Source organism: Aeromonas sp. FDAARGOS 1408 (assembly GCF_019048665.1).
Taxonomy (GTDB): Bacteria; Pseudomonadota; Gammaproteobacteria; order Enterobacterales; family Aeromonadaceae; genus Aeromonas; species Aeromonas dhakensis.
Map to the genome: position 1 here is coordinate 1,559,516 of NZ_CP077394.1, position 14,922 is coordinate 1,574,437.

Annotated in this window: 15 protein-coding genes; 13 read left to right on the forward strand and 2 right to left on the reverse strand. The window is 61.3% G+C overall.

Features of this window, described 5'->3' with window-relative positions; all coding sequences use genetic code 11:
• Nucleotides 1-5 precede the first annotated feature (5 nt).
• The 12 genes from mukF to I6L38_RS07375 all read left to right on the forward strand — a co-directional run bounded on the left by mukF (nt 6) and on the right by I6L38_RS07375 (nt 12,359).
• Nucleotides 6-1,325, forward strand: coding sequence for a chromosome partition protein MukF (gene mukF, locus I6L38_RS07320; RefSeq protein WP_005300519.1), 1,320 nt, complete (start codon nt 6-8; stop codon nt 1,323-1,325).
• Nucleotides 1,306-2,025, forward strand: a complete 720-nt coding sequence (gene mukE / locus I6L38_RS07325; RefSeq protein WP_024942514.1) for a chromosome partition protein MukE — start codon at nt 1,306-1,308, stop codon at nt 2,023-2,025. Before mukF ends, mukE begins: the two co-directional genes overlap by 20 nt.
• A 2-nt stretch (nt 2,026-2,027) precedes the next feature.
• Nucleotides 2,028-6,455, forward strand: a complete 4,428-nt coding sequence (gene mukB / locus I6L38_RS07330) for a chromosome partition protein MukB (protein WP_024942515.1) — start codon at nt 2,028-2,030, stop codon at nt 6,453-6,455.
• A 170-nt stretch (nt 6,456-6,625) separates the two neighbouring features.
• On the forward strand, nt 6,626-7,024 hold the full coding sequence (locus tag I6L38_RS07335; RefSeq protein ID WP_024942516.1) for a septal ring lytic transglycosylase RlpA family protein: 399 nt from the start codon (nt 6,626-6,628) through the stop codon (nt 7,022-7,024).
• 419 nt (nt 7,025-7,443) lie between these two features.
• Nucleotides 7,444-7,917, forward strand: coding sequence for a cupin domain-containing protein (locus tag I6L38_RS07340; RefSeq protein WP_024942517.1), 474 nt, complete (start codon nt 7,444-7,446; stop codon nt 7,915-7,917).
• 16 nt (nt 7,918-7,933) lie between these two features.
• Nucleotides 7,934-8,419, forward strand: coding sequence for a GNAT family N-acetyltransferase (locus tag I6L38_RS07345; RefSeq protein ID WP_024942518.1), 486 nt, complete (start codon nt 7,934-7,936; stop codon nt 8,417-8,419).
• Between the two features lie 252 nt (nt 8,420-8,671).
• Nucleotides 8,672-8,983, forward strand: coding sequence for a putative quinol monooxygenase (locus I6L38_RS07350; protein WP_024942519.1), 312 nt, complete (start codon nt 8,672-8,674; stop codon nt 8,981-8,983).
• 288 nt (nt 8,984-9,271) lie between these two features.
• Nucleotides 9,272-9,742 carry an N-acetyltransferase gene (locus tag I6L38_RS07355; RefSeq protein ID WP_024942520.1) on the forward strand — a complete coding sequence of 157 codons (471 nt, stop codon included), beginning with the start codon at nt 9,272-9,274 and terminating at the stop codon, nt 9,740-9,742.
• 12 nt (nt 9,743-9,754) lie between these two features.
• Entirely contained in the window at nt 9,755-10,255 is a 501-nt protein-coding gene (gene def / locus I6L38_RS07360; protein ID WP_024942521.1) for a peptide deformylase, read from the forward strand.
• Nucleotides 10,256-10,319: 64 nt separating this feature from the next.
• Nucleotides 10,320-10,931, forward strand: a complete 612-nt coding sequence (locus tag I6L38_RS07365) for a DJ-1/PfpI family protein (protein WP_216989336.1) — start codon at nt 10,320-10,322, stop codon at nt 10,929-10,931.
• Nucleotides 10,932-10,996: 65 nt separating this feature from the next.
• A complete protein-coding gene (locus I6L38_RS07370; RefSeq protein ID WP_216989337.1) occupies nt 10,997-11,482 on the forward strand; it encodes a GNAT family N-acetyltransferase in 486 nt (161 codons plus the stop codon).
• Between the two features lie 46 nt (nt 11,483-11,528).
• The gene (locus I6L38_RS07375; RefSeq protein ID WP_216989338.1) at nt 11,529-12,359 is read left to right on the forward strand and encodes a hypothetical protein; all 831 of its coding nucleotides are present in this window, start codon (nt 11,529-11,531) and stop codon (nt 12,357-12,359) included.
• 64 nt (nt 12,360-12,423) lie between these two features.
• On the opposite strand, the gene I6L38_RS07380 is transcribed toward I6L38_RS07375, so the two are convergent.
• A complete protein-coding gene (locus I6L38_RS07380; protein WP_005300545.1) occupies nt 12,424-12,627 on the reverse strand; it encodes a hypothetical protein in 204 nt (67 codons plus the stop codon).
• Nucleotides 12,628-12,826: 199 nt separating this feature from the next.
• On the opposite strand from I6L38_RS07380, the gene I6L38_RS07385 reads away from it, so the two are divergent.
• Nucleotides 12,827-13,711, forward strand: coding sequence for a PhzF family phenazine biosynthesis protein (locus I6L38_RS07385; protein ID WP_216989339.1), 885 nt, complete (start codon nt 12,827-12,829; stop codon nt 13,709-13,711).
• A 400-nt stretch (nt 13,712-14,111) separates the two neighbouring features.
• On the opposite strand, the gene I6L38_RS07390 is transcribed toward I6L38_RS07385, so the two are convergent.
• On the reverse strand, nt 14,112-14,690 hold the full coding sequence (locus I6L38_RS07390) for an alkylphosphonate utilization protein (protein ID WP_216989340.1): 579 nt from the start codon (nt 14,688-14,690) through the stop codon (nt 14,112-14,114).
• Nucleotides 14,691-14,922 lie beyond the last annotated feature (232 nt).

Genomic DNA, 14,922 nt, shown 5'->3' on the forward strand with positions numbered 1-14,922 from the left:
ACGTCATGATGAGTACATCCCGTACCCTGCCAGAGATGGTGGGATGGGTCAGGCAGGAGGGGCTGGCGTTGAGCCTGCCCACCGACCGGCTGGCCTTTCTGATTGCAATCAAGACCCTGTCCGAAGATGAGTCGGACTTGTCGGAAGCGGCCCTGCACGATGCCTTCGGCTACGTCAGCAACGCCTTCGGCCAGATGGACGAGACCCTCACCGGTCGCGCCAACAACGCCATCAACGATCTCATTCGCCAGCAGCTGCTGTCGCGTTTCAACACCGACATGGTGGCGGGGGAGAGCCTCTATCGCCTGTCGCGTCTTGGCATGAGCATCGTCGACTTCTTCATGGATCAGCGCCAGGTCGACTCCATCAAGCTCTCCATCCTGCTCGAGCACCTGGCGGCCGAGCTCGACACCGCCCGCAAGGCGGCGCTCGAGACCAATACCCGCGAGCAGTGGGATGCCGAGGTGCTGCCACGGCTCACCTTCTCCCTGGAAGAGACGCTGGGACGCATCGATCTCACCCAGCGCGCCATGGATGAGCAGCAGAATCAGGTCAAAAGCGAGATCGCGGCCCTGCTGACCCAGAACTGGGTCGATGCCATCCACAGCTGCGAAAAACTGCTGCACGAGACCGGCCAGACCCTGCGCGAGCTGCAGGATACCCTGGACGCCGCCGGCCACCGTCTGCAGGCGGGCCTGCTCAACATTCAGGAAGCAGCCCAGGGGCGCGAGGATCTGTTCCACGTCGAGGAGCTGACTCACGCCCTGCAGGGGCGCCTTGACGTCATCACCAGCTGGGGCCAGCAGTGTATCGAGCTGTGGGCCCGCTACGACAGGCACGTCCACAAGTTCATCCGCAACGCCATCGACATGGACAAGAACCGCGCCTTCAGCCAGCGGCTGCGGGAATCCATCCGCAATTTCGATCAGCACAACTGGCAGCTGCGGGTGGCCGAAGAGCCCCGCCTGCTGGAGCTGCGCGACGAGACCATCGCCATCCACGACGAGGAGGTGACCGGCGAGGTGCCCCTCGAGATGGAGTACATGGAGATGGTGGACATCAACCAGGAGCTGGCCGAGCGGATCGAGCGCTATCTGGCCCGCTACCCCGAGCAGGGCCAGCAGCTGGACTTGGCCGATGTGCTGCGCGAATACCTGCTGGACTACCCGGCCCATGCCCACTTCGATGTGGCGCGTCTTCTGATCGACCAGGCCGTGCGCCTGGGCCATGCCAGCGGCGAGCACCAGCTGCATCGTCAGCCCGCATGGAAACCCATTAACCAAGCTGGATCCAAGGTTCAGGCCTATGTCATTGATCAATACTGAATTTCCCTTGCCGCAGCGGCTCGCAGAGGCGATTGCCAACCCCTTGTTTCCGCGCATCGACACTGCCTTGCGCTCCGGCCGCCACATCAGTGCCGACGAGTTCGAGCAGCACTCGGCGCTGGTGGAATACCACCAGGAGCTGGAGATCTTCTACGGCCGCTATCAGGTGGAACTCATCAAGGCGCCGGAAGGCTTCTTCTACCTGCGCCCGCGCCCGAGCGCCGACATTGGCACCACAGTCCTCTCCGAGCTCGACATGCTGGTGGGCAAGGTACTCTGCTACCTCTACCTGAGCCCGGATCGGCTCGCCTCGGAAGGAGTGTTCGCCATGGGCGAGCTGCAGGAGGAGGTGCTGAGCCTGGCCGACGAGAAGCAGCTGCTGCGGATGGTCAACAGCCGCTCCGGTGGCACCGATCTGGACAAGAAGAAACTGCTGGAGAAGATCCGTACCTCCATGCGCCGCCTGCGTCGCCTTGGCATGATCACCGCCCTTGGCAACAGCGACAAATTCCGGGTCAACGAGTCAGTGTTCCGCTTCGCCGCGGACGTGCGCTCCGATGAGGATCCGCGCGCGGTGCAGCTGCGGATGATCCAGGAGGGGGAGGCCATCTTCCACGACGACGAAATGCCGAGCAGCGACTCGCTGTTTGATGACATCGAGGCGGACCTCGATGAAGAACAACTGGATCTGGAGGTATAAAGGTGCGAGGCAAGTTCAAATCCCTGACCATGGTCAACTGGAACGGCTTCTTCGCCCGGACCTTCGATCTCGACCAGCTGGTCACCACCCTCTCCGGCGGCAACGGTGCGGGCAAGTCCACCACCATGGCGGCCTTTATCGCTGCCCTCATCCCCGACCAGTCCCTGCTTCACTTTCGCAACACCACGGAGGCAGGCTCATCCAGCGCGTCCCGTGACAAGGGGCTCTACGGCAAGCTGCAGCGCGGTCACTGCTACTCGGTGCTGGAAGTGATGAACAGCCGCGAGCAGCGGATCTGGGTCGGCGTGCACCTGGAGCAGGTGGCCAACCGTGACAACAAGGTCAACATCACCCCGTTTGCACTGGTGGATGTGCCGGAGAATCTGGCGCCCACCGATCTGCTGCTGGAGAAGCTCGACGACGGCAAGGGCCGGGTACGTGCCTTCGCCGATCTGAAAGGGGCGGCGGCCGAGCTTGGCGCCATCAAGGTCGCCAAGTTCAATACGGTGACCGACTATCACAACTTCATGTTCGAGTTCGGCATCACCCCGAAGAAGCTGCGTGATCAAAAAGATCGCGGCAAGTTCTACCGTCTGATCGAGGCCTCCCTCTACGGCGGTATCTCTTCGTCCATCAGCCGCTCCTTGCGCGAATACCTGCTGCCGGAAAACTCCGGGGTGCGCAAGGCGTTCCAGGACATGGAGGCGGCCATCTACGAGAACCGCCGCACCCTTGAGGCTATTAAAGAGACTCAGGGCCAGCGGGATCTGTTCAAGAACCTCATTACCGAGACCACCCACTATGTGGCGGCGGATTATGTGCGCAACGCCGCCGAGAAGAACCGTCTCTCCGAGCTGGCCCTCAAGGCCCGCCAGGAGCTGGCAGGCAAGCGTCGCCTGCTGGCCGAAGAGAAGCAGCGTGCCATCTATCTGGCCGACGAGGTGGAGCAGCTCACCAACCGCGAGAAGCTGCTGACCGACGAGCTGGAGTCAGCCGCCGAGCACCTGGCCAAGGTGCTGGCTGCCGTGGCACTGCAAAAGAAGATCGAGATGTATCGCGCCGATCTGGCGGATCTCTCTGACAAACTCGAACAGCAACAGGCGGTGGTGGAGGAGATCCACGGCCAGTTGCTGGAGGTGGAAGAGCGCAAGGAGCTGGCCCAGGCAGAAGTAGACAGCCTCAAGACCCAGCTGGCCGACTACCAGCAGGCGCTGGATATCCAGCAGACCCGCGCCATCCAGTACCGTCAGGCGGTGCAGGCCCTGGAAAACGCCCGCGAGCAGTGCGAGCTGCCGGGGCTGACCGCCGAACAGGCGAGCGACACCCTGCACCAGTTCCGCGCCGCCGAGCAGAGCCTCACCAGCCGGGTGCTGGGGGCCGAGCAGCAGCTGGCGCTGGCCAAGGCGGCGGTGGCCGAGCACGAAGCTGCGCTGGCGCTGCTTTTGAGCATCGCCCCCGAGACAGTGCGCGAGGCCGCCTGGCCCACCGCACAGGCGCTGCTCAAGCGTCACATCGAAGACAAGGCTCGCATCGCCCAGGGGCAGGGGCTGCGCGCCGCGCTGGCTCGCCTCGAGAAAGAGAGCGAAAGCCAGAAGAGTCTCTTCAAGCTGCGTGACGAGCTGCAGCAGGCCTCTGGCCAGCTGATTGCCAGCAGCGATGAGCTGGAGATCTTCCTCGAAGCCCAGCGCACCCGTCAGGAGGAGCTGGCCGAGCAACAGGCCGAGGTCAATCAGCGCCGTGCCAGCCTCGAGCATCAGGGCACTCAGCTTGGCCGCGATATCGCGGAGCTCACCAAGCTGGCCCCGCGCTGGCTGAAATCCTTAGAAAAACTTGAGCAGCTGCGCGAGCAGAGTGGGCTGGCGCTCGCCACCGCCGAAGAACTTTCTTCCGGCATGCAGAGCGTGCTCGACAAGGAGCGCGAGTTCGAGCAGGAGAGCAACCGCATCGCGGCGCAGAAACAGGCGCTGGAGCTGCAAATTCGCAACCTGCAGCTGGGGGCCGGTGAGGCGGATCCCCGTCTTGCCCGCATCGCCGAACAGGTGGGGGGCGTGCTGCTCTCCGATGTCTACGACGACATCTCCATCGACGATGCCCCTTACTACTCCGCACTCTATGGCCCGGCTCGCAGCGCCCTGGTGGTGCTCGATCTCGAAGGCGCCATCGAGCGGCTGAAAAAGCTGGAAGATTGCCCGGAGGATATCTACCTCATCCAGGGCAACCCCGACTCCTTTGACGAGGATCTGGTGGAGGCCGACGAGCTGGGTGACGCCGTGCTGGTGCGCACCAGCAAGCGTCAGGTGCGTTTCTCCCGCTACCCCGAGCTGCCGCTGTTTGGCCGCGCCGCCCGGGAAAAGCGGATCGAACAACTCGACCTTGAGCGCGAAGAGCTGATCGAGGGTTACGCCAAGGCCGCCTTCGAGCAGCAGAAGTACCACCGCCTCTACGGTCACTTCCGCGACTTTATCGGCCAGCATCTGGATATCGCCTTCCGCCCCGACCCGGAAGCGGAAGTGCAGGCCAAACAGGCCGAGCAGCGCAAGCTGCAAGAGACCATCGCCGAATGCAACAAGCAGCTGACCGAGGCCAAAGCGGCCGCCGCCCAGCTGACCCGCCATATCCAGCTGGTGCAGGGGATGCTGCCCTTTGCCCACCTGTTTGCCGAGACAGAGCTGGCTGCCCGCCTCGAGGCGGCTCACGCCGATGTGGAAGCGTTGAAACAGGCCGAAGCCTTTATCGCCAAGCACGGCAAGTCGCTCGAGAAGCTGGAAACCATGGTGCAGGTGCTGCGTCAGGATCCGCAGGATCTCTCTGCCCTACAGGCGGCGTTTGACGAGGCCAACGAATTGCTGGCCGAGCAGAAGCGCCGTTGCTACGCCCTCGATCAGCTGGTGGCCCGCCTGCCGCACTTTGCCTATCAGGATGCACAAGACCTGCTGGGCAAGGCCTCCGAGATGAGCGAGCGACTCAAAGAGAAGCTCAAGGCGGCCGAGCTTGCCGCCCGCACCGCTGGCGAGCAGCACAAGCAGATTGCCCAGCGTCACACCGAGGCGTTGCAGCTGCGCACCGCGCTCAACTCCAGCGTCGAGGCCAAGCGCCAGACCCTGACCGAGTTCGAGCAGGAGCTGGCGGCCATGGGGCTGACCCTCTCTGACGACATGGAAGAGAAGGCGCGCGCCCACAAGAAAGAGATCGAAGAGCTGCTGATCCGTACCCGCTCCCGTCGCACCAGCGCCGAGGCCCAGCTGCAGGTGACCAAGCGCGAGATCGAATCCCTTGGCGGCCGTCTCAAGCTGGAGGGCAAGGATTACTACGGCGCTCGCAAATCCCTGGTGGGTCACAAGGCGAGCTGGTCGCGGGTGGTGCGGCTGGCGCGGGAGACCGACGTCGAGAAGCGCCTCAACAAGCGCGAGCTGGCCTACCTTGACAGCGATGAGCTGCGCTCCATGTCAGACAAGGCCCTCGGCGCCCTGCGGGTGGCGGTGGCCCATGACGAGGCCCTGCGCGATGCGCTGCGACTGTCGGAAGGCAACCGCAGCACCGAGCAGAAGGTGGCCTTCTACGTGCAGGTCTACCGTTACCTGAAAGATCGCATCCGCAACGACATCATCCGCTCCGATGATCCGGTGGAGGCCATCGAGGAGATGGAGATCGAGCTGGCCCGTCTGGCCGACGAGCTCAAGCAGCGGGAAACCCATCTGTCGCTCTCCTCCCACGAGGTGGCGGCCAAGATCACCAACATCATCCGCCGCGAGCAGAACCGCATCCGGGTGCTCAACCAGGGCTTGCAGAACATTGCCTTCGGTCTGGTGCGCGGGGTGCGCCTCAACGTCAATATCCGCGAGGCCCACACCCGTCTGCTGACCGCGCTGGCCGATCAAACCGCCATGCACAACGATCTGTTCGCCGACAAGGAGCTCAGCTTCTCCGAGGCGATGGCCAAGCTGTTCCAGCGCCTCAACCCGCAAGTGGAGCAGGGGGATCGCAGCTATCAGGTGATGGGCGACGTGCTGCTCGACTATCGCAACTATCTGGAGCTGGAGATCGAGGTGCAGCGCGGCGCCGATGGCTGGCTGCGGGCCGAGAGCGGCGCGCTCTCCACCGGCGAGGCGATCGGTACCGGTCAGGCCATCCTGTTGATGGTGCTGATCAGCTGGGAGGAGGAGTCCCGCCGTCTGCGCGGCAAGGACATCGCCCCCTGCCGCCTGCTGTTCCTCGACGAAGCGGCGCGGCTTGATGGCAAATCCATCGCCACCCTGTTCGAGCTGTGCGAGCGGCAGGACATGCAGCTGCTTATCGCCGCGCCCGAGAACATCAGCCCCGAGAAGGGCACCACCTACAAGCTCATCCGCAAGGTGCAGGGCAAGCACGAACACGTGCATGTGGTGGGTCTGCGCGGCTTTGGCTTCGCCGACGACAAGCTCATCGCCTGACAGAGGCTGACGGACGAGGTATGAAAACGGGAGGCTTGGCCTCCCGTTTTGTTTGGAAACTATGGCAAAGTAGCGGCGCGGCCATGGCAGGCCGGCACCACGCCGGTTTGCTCACGCCCACTACCGCTTCATTGGCACGACAACCCCGCAGGGGAGCAAGGACAAGGCACATGGTTGAAAAGGGGCAATTTTTGCGAAAGGGGCTGCTGCTGTCGCTCACCGTGCTGCTGGCCGCCTGCAGCAGTCGCTATGACGAGAGCCACGGCGGTAGCTGGCGCGGCTATAGCGAGACGGGGCTCGCCTCCTACTACGCCGATCGCTACCACAACAAGCGCACCGCCAGCGGCGAGCCTTATCAGCGCCACGCCAACACCGCCGCCCACATGGAGTTGCCCTTCGGCGCCATGGTGCAGGTCACCAACCTTGCCAACGGCAAGAGCGTGGTGGTCAGGGTCAACGACAGGGGGAATTTCCCGCGCGGGCGCATCATCGATCTCTCCAAGGCGGCCTTCAGCGCCATCGGCAATCCCCGATCCGGGCTTATCAAGGTCAGGATTGAGGTGCTCTAGTCACCGGGTCTGCATGTACTGGTACCCCTCCATACCCGGGCCGCTGGAAGAGGGCGCTTCCCAGTGATCGCGGGCCATCTTCTTCATTCCATTGGTGATGTTGCCAACACGACTTCCCATTTTCCGGTGTGCCATTAAGATAGCCAAACGAAAATCAGGGAGTCTTTGCCATCTGGCGGCAATCGGTCAGGCGGGTATCGGGCAGGAGCAGGGGAGGTTGAATGCATATGGAACACCCCTTGCCGTGGGTGGAGGCGATCATGTCTCCCTTCAAAGGGGTGACAGGGGAGGATTTCACTGGCGTTTGCTGCAACCGGGCATGGCATGGTGTGTGAGACACCCCTTCAACCCACTGCCCATGTTTCTCCGCTAAGGAGCAGGCTATAAAGAGAGACGTCATTCACAGGGAGGATCAGAACATGACTGACAAGCGCGCCATTCAGGCAGCGGCCATCCCCGAGCACAAGGCAAAGTCCCTTTATCCGGAGCCCTTTGCCTCCTTGGTCAAGCACCGCACCCGGCGCAGGCTGGGGGATCATTTCGGCCTCGCCAATTTCGGGGTCAATCTGACGACCCTGGCACCGGGGGCCATCTCGGCGCTCAAGCACCATCACGGCCTGCAGGACGAGTTCGTCTATGTGCTCTCGGGCAATCCCACCCTGCGCCACGGGGAGGAGGAGTACCGGATGTCGCCAGGGGAGTGCATCGGCTTCAAGGGTGGCAGCGGCCTGGCCCACCAGTTGCTCAACCACGGTGAAGTGGACGCCGTCTATCTCGAGGTGGGGGACAGGCTACCAGGGGACACCGTCGACTATCCCGATGACGATCTGGCCCTGATACAGGGTGCCGATGGCGCCTGGTCAGCCAGACACAAGGATGGCAGCCCCTACTAGAGTGCCTTTTCGCGCAATGAGAGAGACTTCCATGGTGTTCAGCCCCTTCTCTGCTGTCAGGGCAGAGGATTTTCTGCCGCTGCTCAACGACGAGACGCTGCGAAAGCACCTGATCCCTCACCCGCTTTTCGATGTTGCCGGGGTGCGCGACTGGATGGCGCACAAGCTGAGAGTCGACGCCCGGCCAGGTTGCCGCGTGCGCGCTATCTTCCTCGACGGCACCCTGGTTGGGTGGTGCGGCATCCAGCCCGATGACGAGGGGGTGGAGCTTGCCATTGTGCTCGCCAGGGCCGGCTGGGGAAGCGGCGTGGCGATTTTCAACGAGATGATGGGGTGGGCGAGGGAGCTTGGCCATCGGTCTATCCTCTTTCACCTGCTGGATACCCGCCCGCCTTACCGCTCCCTCGCCAGACGGGCCATCTGGGTGAGGAAAACACGTCTGGGCGAACACCCTTTCACCACCTATTGCCTTGATGTTGAATCCTGGTCTGCAGACCCTTAGCCCTTAGCCAGGGGGTTGCAAGCCGTGCCGCCTCCTGGCGGGTCACGTTGCCACCCTTTGCACAATGATCCCTCCCGCTCGTTTGTTCCTCTGTGCACGGCGTGGTGAACACTGTGTTCATTCTGCTCCCCTATATGGCACCCACCGTCCTGCCTACACTGGGCAACTTCTGATGGGGGGCATCCGGCACTATAAATAGCTGTCCAGGCTGCACTCTCTAGTGTGTTGACGATGTAAAACGGAGAAGGATGGATGAAAAAAGAGACAGACAAACTGGTGTCGATCGCCGTGCTGAAGGCCCGCACCGGTATGAGAGAGCAACTGCGCCGCGAGCTGCTCAAGCTCATTGCGCCGACGCGGCGCGAGCCGGGCAACCTGGATTACGTGTTGTTTGAATTGCAGGAGGAGCCGGGCACCTTCTACATGCGCGAAGCGTTCGTCAATCAGGCCGCGCTGGACAGCCACTGCCAGACGGACTATTTCCAGGCCTTTGCCGCCCAGGCCGAGGTGCTGCTGGCAGAGCCGCTGCGGCTGATTTTTATGGAGGAGGTGAGCCTCCCTTAAACCCATCGGGCCCAAGGTCGGCCCGATTTCTTCCCATGCCCGGTGCCGCACCAGACGCTATCCCCCGTCATCTTCCCCTTGATTTGCTTTCCTCCATCCTCCGACGAGGGACGTCTCATCACACTTATGCCACCTGTTTGTACCTGCAACCTTTTCATCTCCAGATTGTTTAGTAAGATACCCAAATGAAAATCAATATTGGGGCCAAACCCCGCAGCATCGTCACCATCGCGGGGGCTGTGATGTGGGTATTGGCCGTCATGGCGCCGAACAGATCAGAGGGATGAAATGGAGATAACACTGGCAGGGATCCCGCCAAGTGAGTTTGAACAGCGCTTTGCGGCCGTCAAAGAGGGGATCTTTCCCTATGTCGAGGCTGTGTTTGGCTGGGATGACGAGATGCAGCGTGAGCGGTTGACCAGCGAATATGAGCCGCACTGGTTTTCGTGGATCCTGGTAGAGGGTGAGCGAGTCGGCCTGCTCTGCTGCAAGCCATACGAGGATGCGCTGCACGTCCATCTGCTGATCATCTTCCCTCGCCATCAGGGCCGGCAGCTTGGTTCTGCCGTCATGGCGCGGCTGCAACGGGAAGCGGCATGTGAGGGGAGGGTGCGGGTGACCCTGTCGAGTTTTACCGCCAATCAGGGGGCGCTGCGGTTTTATCGGCGCCTCGGTTATCAGGTGGTGGCGGAGGAGCCGGCGTTCGTCTCCTTGTCCCGACCGGTGACGAGGGAAGAGTCATGGGGTGCCCATGGTTGAGGGAGCGTATTGATGGCAAGGCTGGATATTTTAACGGTTCCCGACCCCAGGTTGAGAGTCAAGGCCGAGCGGGTTGAGGATATTGCGGCCGTGCAAGGCCTGATCGATGACATGCTGGAGACCCTCTATGCCACCGACAATGGTATTGGTCTCGCCGCCACGCAAGTGGGGCGCAAGGAGGCCATCGTCATCATCGACCTGTCAAAGAACAGGGATCAGCCGCTGGTATTGATCAATCCGCAAGTGATAAGCGGCACTGACCCAGCGCTTGGGCAAGAGGGGTGTCTGTCCGTTCCCGATTATTACGCCGACGTCGAACGTTACAGCACAGTGGTGGTGTCGGCAGTGGATCGTCATGGCGCCCCGATCACGGTAAAGAGCAGCGATTTCCTGGCCATCGTGATGCAGCATGAGATCGATCACCTGCTGGGAAATCTGTTTATCGATTATCTCTCGCCGCTCAAGCGCACTATGGCGTTGAAGAAGGTAAAAAAGCACCTCAAGGCGACATGACGCGATATTTCATGCGGCACGTTACATAACCATTTGATTATCTGCACAGGATGACGGGGTAACCATGTACAAGGTTGGTATTGTTTTATTTGATGATTTCACCGATGTGGATTTTTTCTTGATGTATGACCTGCTTGGGAGAAGCAAAGAGAGCTGGTCGGTGAAAATACTGGGAACCAAACCGGAGCATGGCTCTGCACTGGGTATCAACGTAAAGACGGATGGACATGTGACGGAAGCCCGTGATCAGGATGTGGTGCTGATCACCAGCGGGCAGCGTGGCATCCCTGCCGCGTTGCAGGACCATGAGTTCATGTCCGCGTTGCGACTGGAGCCGCAGCGGCAGCTGATTGGCTCAATATGCGCAGGTTCATTCATATTGCATGAACTGGGTTTGCTGAAGGGAAAGAAATTGACAACCAACCCTGCAGCCAAAGCCCGGTTGCTGGAGATGGGGGGAGATGTTCAAGACTCTCCCCTGGTAGTGCAAGAAAATATTGCAACGGCAGGCGGCTGCCTCTCCTTGGTTTATTTGATTGGCTGGGTGGCCGAACGGTGTTTTGGTCCGGAGAAGCGCAGGTTGATCCAGTCTCAACTTATTCCTGCCGGACAAATGGAAATCTTCGAAGAACTGATATCTTCCACCATCAGAGATGCTGAGAATGCATTTGACTGATGTCATCCAATGCTCCTGAGCTCGGTTCAGACCATGATAAGCAAGCGCTATGACAAGGATGGTGAATGAACCTCGCGTTCAACAGGGTCAATCTGGCCCGTGACTATGAGTTTTGTGTAGCAGCGCGCCGGGACGCCTATGTGTGCAGCTTCCATCGCGACGATGGATTTGACGCGTTCCTGGCGGGCTATCGGGAGCGGATGACGACGAGGCTGACCAGCCGGGAGTGGCATTATCTGCATGTATGGCGCGGTGGCGAAATAGTAGGGCAGCTGGAATTTCGTACCTCTTCATCCGAGCCGGATAGCGGCTACGTTCACCTGATCTATTTGACGCCGCAGGCGCGCGGACAGGGCCTGGCCGTATTGCTGCTCCAGCACGTTGCCCACACAATGCTGCAGGCCGGTTGCCGGCGGGCAGTGCTGTCGGTCAGCCGCCTCAACCTGCGTGCGCTGCGTTTCTATCGACGCTGCGGGTGGCACTATCTTGGGCCAAACCCCAAGCATGCTGAAACAGATTTCTATGAATATTGGTTACCGGATGCGCCCTGAATGACGATATGAACAGGGCAGGCTGCAAGCCACTGAAGGAGATGAGATGAACAAGGTGCAGTGGGCTGTTGGTGGGAAAGGCAAAGCGCCGGGGAAAATGGTGTTTCGCTGGGGGAGTCTGGTGCAGGTGTCGATGCTGGGCTGGCTGCTGGCTATGATGCCGGCCCACGCCGAGGAGCCGCTGCTCGCCGCCGAGTATCAACCCTTGGTACAAAAGGTGATCGATGCCGCCAAGGCGCGGGATCAGCAAGCGCTGGCCCGCCAGATCAAGTATCCCTTCAAGCGGGAGTATCCCATCCCCGCCATCAAGAGCCCGGCCGAGATGGTGGCCCGTTTCGACGAGGTGTTTGATGAGGTCATTTTAAAGCGAATCGCCAGCTCCCGGGCCGGGCAGGATTGGCAGGCCATGGGCTGGCGCGGCATCATGCTGGGCAGTGGCGAGGTGTGGCTGGATTTCGATGGCAAGGTGAGCGGCATCAATCATCAGACGGCGCAGGCAGCAAAACGCAAGGCTGAGCTTGTCGCCAAACAGACAAGCGATCTTTATCCCGGCCTGCGGGAGTACAAACGCCCCGAGCTGATGTGGCTGACCGAGAAATTTACCATCCGCATCGACGAGCTGGGGGATGGCCGCTATCGCTACGCCTCTTGGGCCAAGGGCAAGGCACTCAGCGACAAGCCGGATCTGGTGCTGAAAAATGGTACCGTCAGGATGGAGGGCTCTGGAGGCAACCACACCTTTCAATTCACCAGCGGCCCTTACCGCTACGAGTGCGCCGTGACCGTTTTGGGTGAGCAGGGCATGCCGCCGGGCGAGCTGGTGGTCTATCAGAACGAGATCGCCATCATGCACCAGCCGGTGATCAAGGTGCTCTGAGATTCCGAGCGTTCAACGCGCAGCCCGGCCCTGTGCGGTGGTCATCTTCAACGGGCTGACGGTATTAGCCCTGCGGCATCCTGACCCCCTTGTCGAGGTAGAGGCTGCTGTAGTGAGCGCGATGGGTGACGAACATCACCTGATGACGGCTGCCATCGGAGAGGATGATGAAATCACCGGCCTGGGCGGGGCTGTGCAGGCTGATCTCATGTTCGGGGGCGGTCAGCTTGTCGACCTCCTCCTTGAAGGTGAGGGTGTAAGAATACATAGGGTGCTCCACTGCAGGACCTTATACAGACACGCCTCAAAGGTAGTTGCTGCCGCCCGGCTCTGCGGCGCCCAAGCGGCACCCGTGTACCATTTAATTTACCGGCCACGGCGGGCTCGCTATCTTATGGAAAGCGGCCTGCGGCATGTGCAAGCACAGTCGGCAGACCAGGGTTATCAGCCATCGTCAGGAGCAAGTCATGACAGAGCCAGCAGCACAGTGGAAACCCGAGTTGGTGCGTATTGCCGCCTTCTCTTCTGGAGAGACGGGAGGCAATCCGGCCGGGGTCTGGCTTGGAGCTCAGCTGCCCGCTACCGAGGAGATGCAGCGCATCGCCGCCGAGGTGGGCTTTTCGGAGACGGCCTTTGCCGCGCCGCTCGCCGTTGCCGATGGGCCGGCCGGGACGGCACCGCAGTGGCGGGTGCGTTACTTCTCTCCACTGGCCGAAGTGCCTTTTTGCGGCCATGCCACCATTGCCCTTGGGGTGGCGCTGGGTCGCCGGGTTGGTCCCGGTGAGTATGGGTTGCAGCTCAATCAGGCCACCATTTCGGTATCGAGCTGGCTGGATGGGGAAGGGGAGTGGCAGGCGGCGCTGCAATCGCCCCCCACCAGCAGCAAGCCAGCCCCTGCCGAACTGGTGAGCGCCGCGTTGGCGCTGTTTGGTTATACCCAGGCAGATCTGGATCCCCGCATTCCGCCGGCCTTTATCCATGGCGGCGCCGATCACCTGGTGCTGGCGCTCAACAGTCGCGCCGCCCTGGCGGCCATGCACTACGAGATGGCCGAGGGGCGCGCCCTGATGCAGCAAGAGGGGCTGGTCACCATCTTGCTGGTTCATGCCGCCCGCGAGCAGCTGTTTCATACCCGCAACCCCTTTGCTTATGGCGGCGTCTATGAAGATCCCGCCACCGGTGCGGCCACCGCGGCCTTTGCCGGTTACCTGCGGGACCTGCACTGGCCCCACGGTGGCATCATCGATCTCTTGCAGGGGGAGGAGATGGGGATGGCATCGCACTTGCACGCCGAGATCCCCCCCGAGCCCGGCAGTTCAATCCGGGTATTTGGTCGGGCCCGTCTGATGTAACCCAGCCAATAAAAAACCGCCAACTGGCGGTTTTTTATTGTGTCGGCCCTTATTTCAGGGCTTTCTTCAGCTTCTTGATCTTGCTCTCGTGCTTGGCAATTTTCTCGAGGCGGGTGGCGATCTTCTTCTTGATCTCTTTCTTGCTGACTTTGGCCATCTGGCGTGCTCCTTTTGCAATGATGACACTCGCGGTGTCGGGGTAGGTCAGTCCATGAACCCCCAGAGTGCCACAGGGTAGCTGATGACACCAACCTTTCGCTCAAAATAACGGCAGACAGCATGCCGGCGTAGGGCCTTGTGCTGCGACGCTACGAAGCCAGAACAGGGTCGCTGCAGGGCAATTGGCAGCCATAAAAAAAGCGCCCCGCGGGGCGCTCTTGCTATCGGTGCGTGAGGACGATCAGGCCTTTTTCAGGTAGGCGGCGACCAGCACGATCTGCACGCCGTTGACCTTGCCTTCGATGTGCAGTGGGTTGTTGGTGAGGCGGATGCCCTTCACCAGGGTGCCGCGCTTGGCGGTGAAGCCCGCCCCCTTGACGTCCAGATCCTTGATCAGGGTTACCGAGTCACCTTCGACCAGTACGGCGCCGTTGGAGTCGACGGTCGGTACGCTGTCGTCATCGTCGCTGGCCATGCCCGCTTCGGCCCAGGCCTTGGTCTCGTCTTCCATGTACATCATGTCCAGCATGTCCTGGGCCCACACCTCGCCCTGGGTGGAGAGGTTTTTCAGCTGGCGCCACGCCATGACCTGTACCGCAGGGACCTGGCTCCACATGCTGTCACCCAGGCAGCGCCAGTGGTTGACCACTGTGGTTTCTGGCTGCTCCAGCTGGCCACGGCAGGTGTCGCACAGGGCAACGCTGTGATCATCATCGCTGGCCGGAGAGTGGGGGACCGCGAAGGCAGTCAGCGCCTGCTCGGCACCGCACAGTTCACACTTGGCGCCCGCGCGCGCTTGCAGGATGGCATTGATGGTCATGTTTTGGTTCCATTCACGTTGGTAAAATGGCCCGCGCTGGGCAGGCCAAGATAATGAAGGGGCGGAATATACCACAAAACCCCGCTCTTTGTCAGGCTAAGCCCCGCCGCAGGCCTATGGCGGGCCGGAGGGATTGACCTAAGGGACTCTCTTTGCCCGTGCTGAAGCCCGGTGATGGTGGCACAACCACGCCGGCGCAGCATGGATGAGAGTGCTTTTTGGCGCGGGATCG

What these genes read in the sequence shown, in the direction of transcription:
- mukF (WP_005300519.1), top strand. Translation starts at nt 6, where the DNA reads ATGATGAGTACATCCCGTACCCTGCCAGAGATGGTGGGATGGGTCAGG.
- mukE (WP_024942514.1), top strand. Translation starts at nt 1,306, where the DNA reads ATGTCATTGATCAATACTGAATTTCCCTTGCCGCAGCGGCTCGCAGAG.
- I6L38_RS07335 (WP_024942516.1), top strand. Translation starts at nt 6,626, where the DNA reads ATGGTTGAAAAGGGGCAATTTTTGCGAAAGGGGCTGCTGCTGTCGCTC.
- I6L38_RS07340 (WP_024942517.1), top strand. Translation starts at nt 7,444, where the DNA reads ATGACTGACAAGCGCGCCATTCAGGCAGCGGCCATCCCCGAGCACAAG.
- I6L38_RS07345 (WP_024942518.1), top strand. Translation starts at nt 7,934, where the DNA reads ATGAGAGAGACTTCCATGGTGTTCAGCCCCTTCTCTGCTGTCAGGGCA.
- I6L38_RS07350 (WP_024942519.1), top strand. Translation starts at nt 8,672, where the DNA reads ATGAAAAAAGAGACAGACAAACTGGTGTCGATCGCCGTGCTGAAGGCC.
- I6L38_RS07355 (WP_024942520.1), top strand. Translation starts at nt 9,272, where the DNA reads ATGGAGATAACACTGGCAGGGATCCCGCCAAGTGAGTTTGAACAGCGC.
- def (WP_024942521.1), top strand. Translation starts at nt 9,755, where the DNA reads ATGGCAAGGCTGGATATTTTAACGGTTCCCGACCCCAGGTTGAGAGTC.
- I6L38_RS07365 (WP_216989336.1), top strand. Translation starts at nt 10,320, where the DNA reads ATGTACAAGGTTGGTATTGTTTTATTTGATGATTTCACCGATGTGGAT.
- I6L38_RS07370 (WP_216989337.1), top strand. Translation starts at nt 10,997, where the DNA reads ATGAACCTCGCGTTCAACAGGGTCAATCTGGCCCGTGACTATGAGTTT.
- I6L38_RS07375 (WP_216989338.1), top strand. Translation starts at nt 11,529, where the DNA reads ATGAACAAGGTGCAGTGGGCTGTTGGTGGGAAAGGCAAAGCGCCGGGG.
- I6L38_RS07380 (WP_005300545.1), bottom strand. Translation starts at nt 12,627, where the DNA reads ATGTATTCTTACACCCTCACCTTCAAGGAGGAGGTCGACAAGCTGACC.
- I6L38_RS07385 (WP_216989339.1), top strand. Translation starts at nt 12,827, where the DNA reads ATGACAGAGCCAGCAGCACAGTGGAAACCCGAGTTGGTGCGTATTGCC.
- I6L38_RS07390 (WP_216989340.1), bottom strand. Translation starts at nt 14,690, where the DNA reads ATGACCATCAATGCCATCCTGCAAGCGCGCGCGGGCGCCAAGTGTGAA.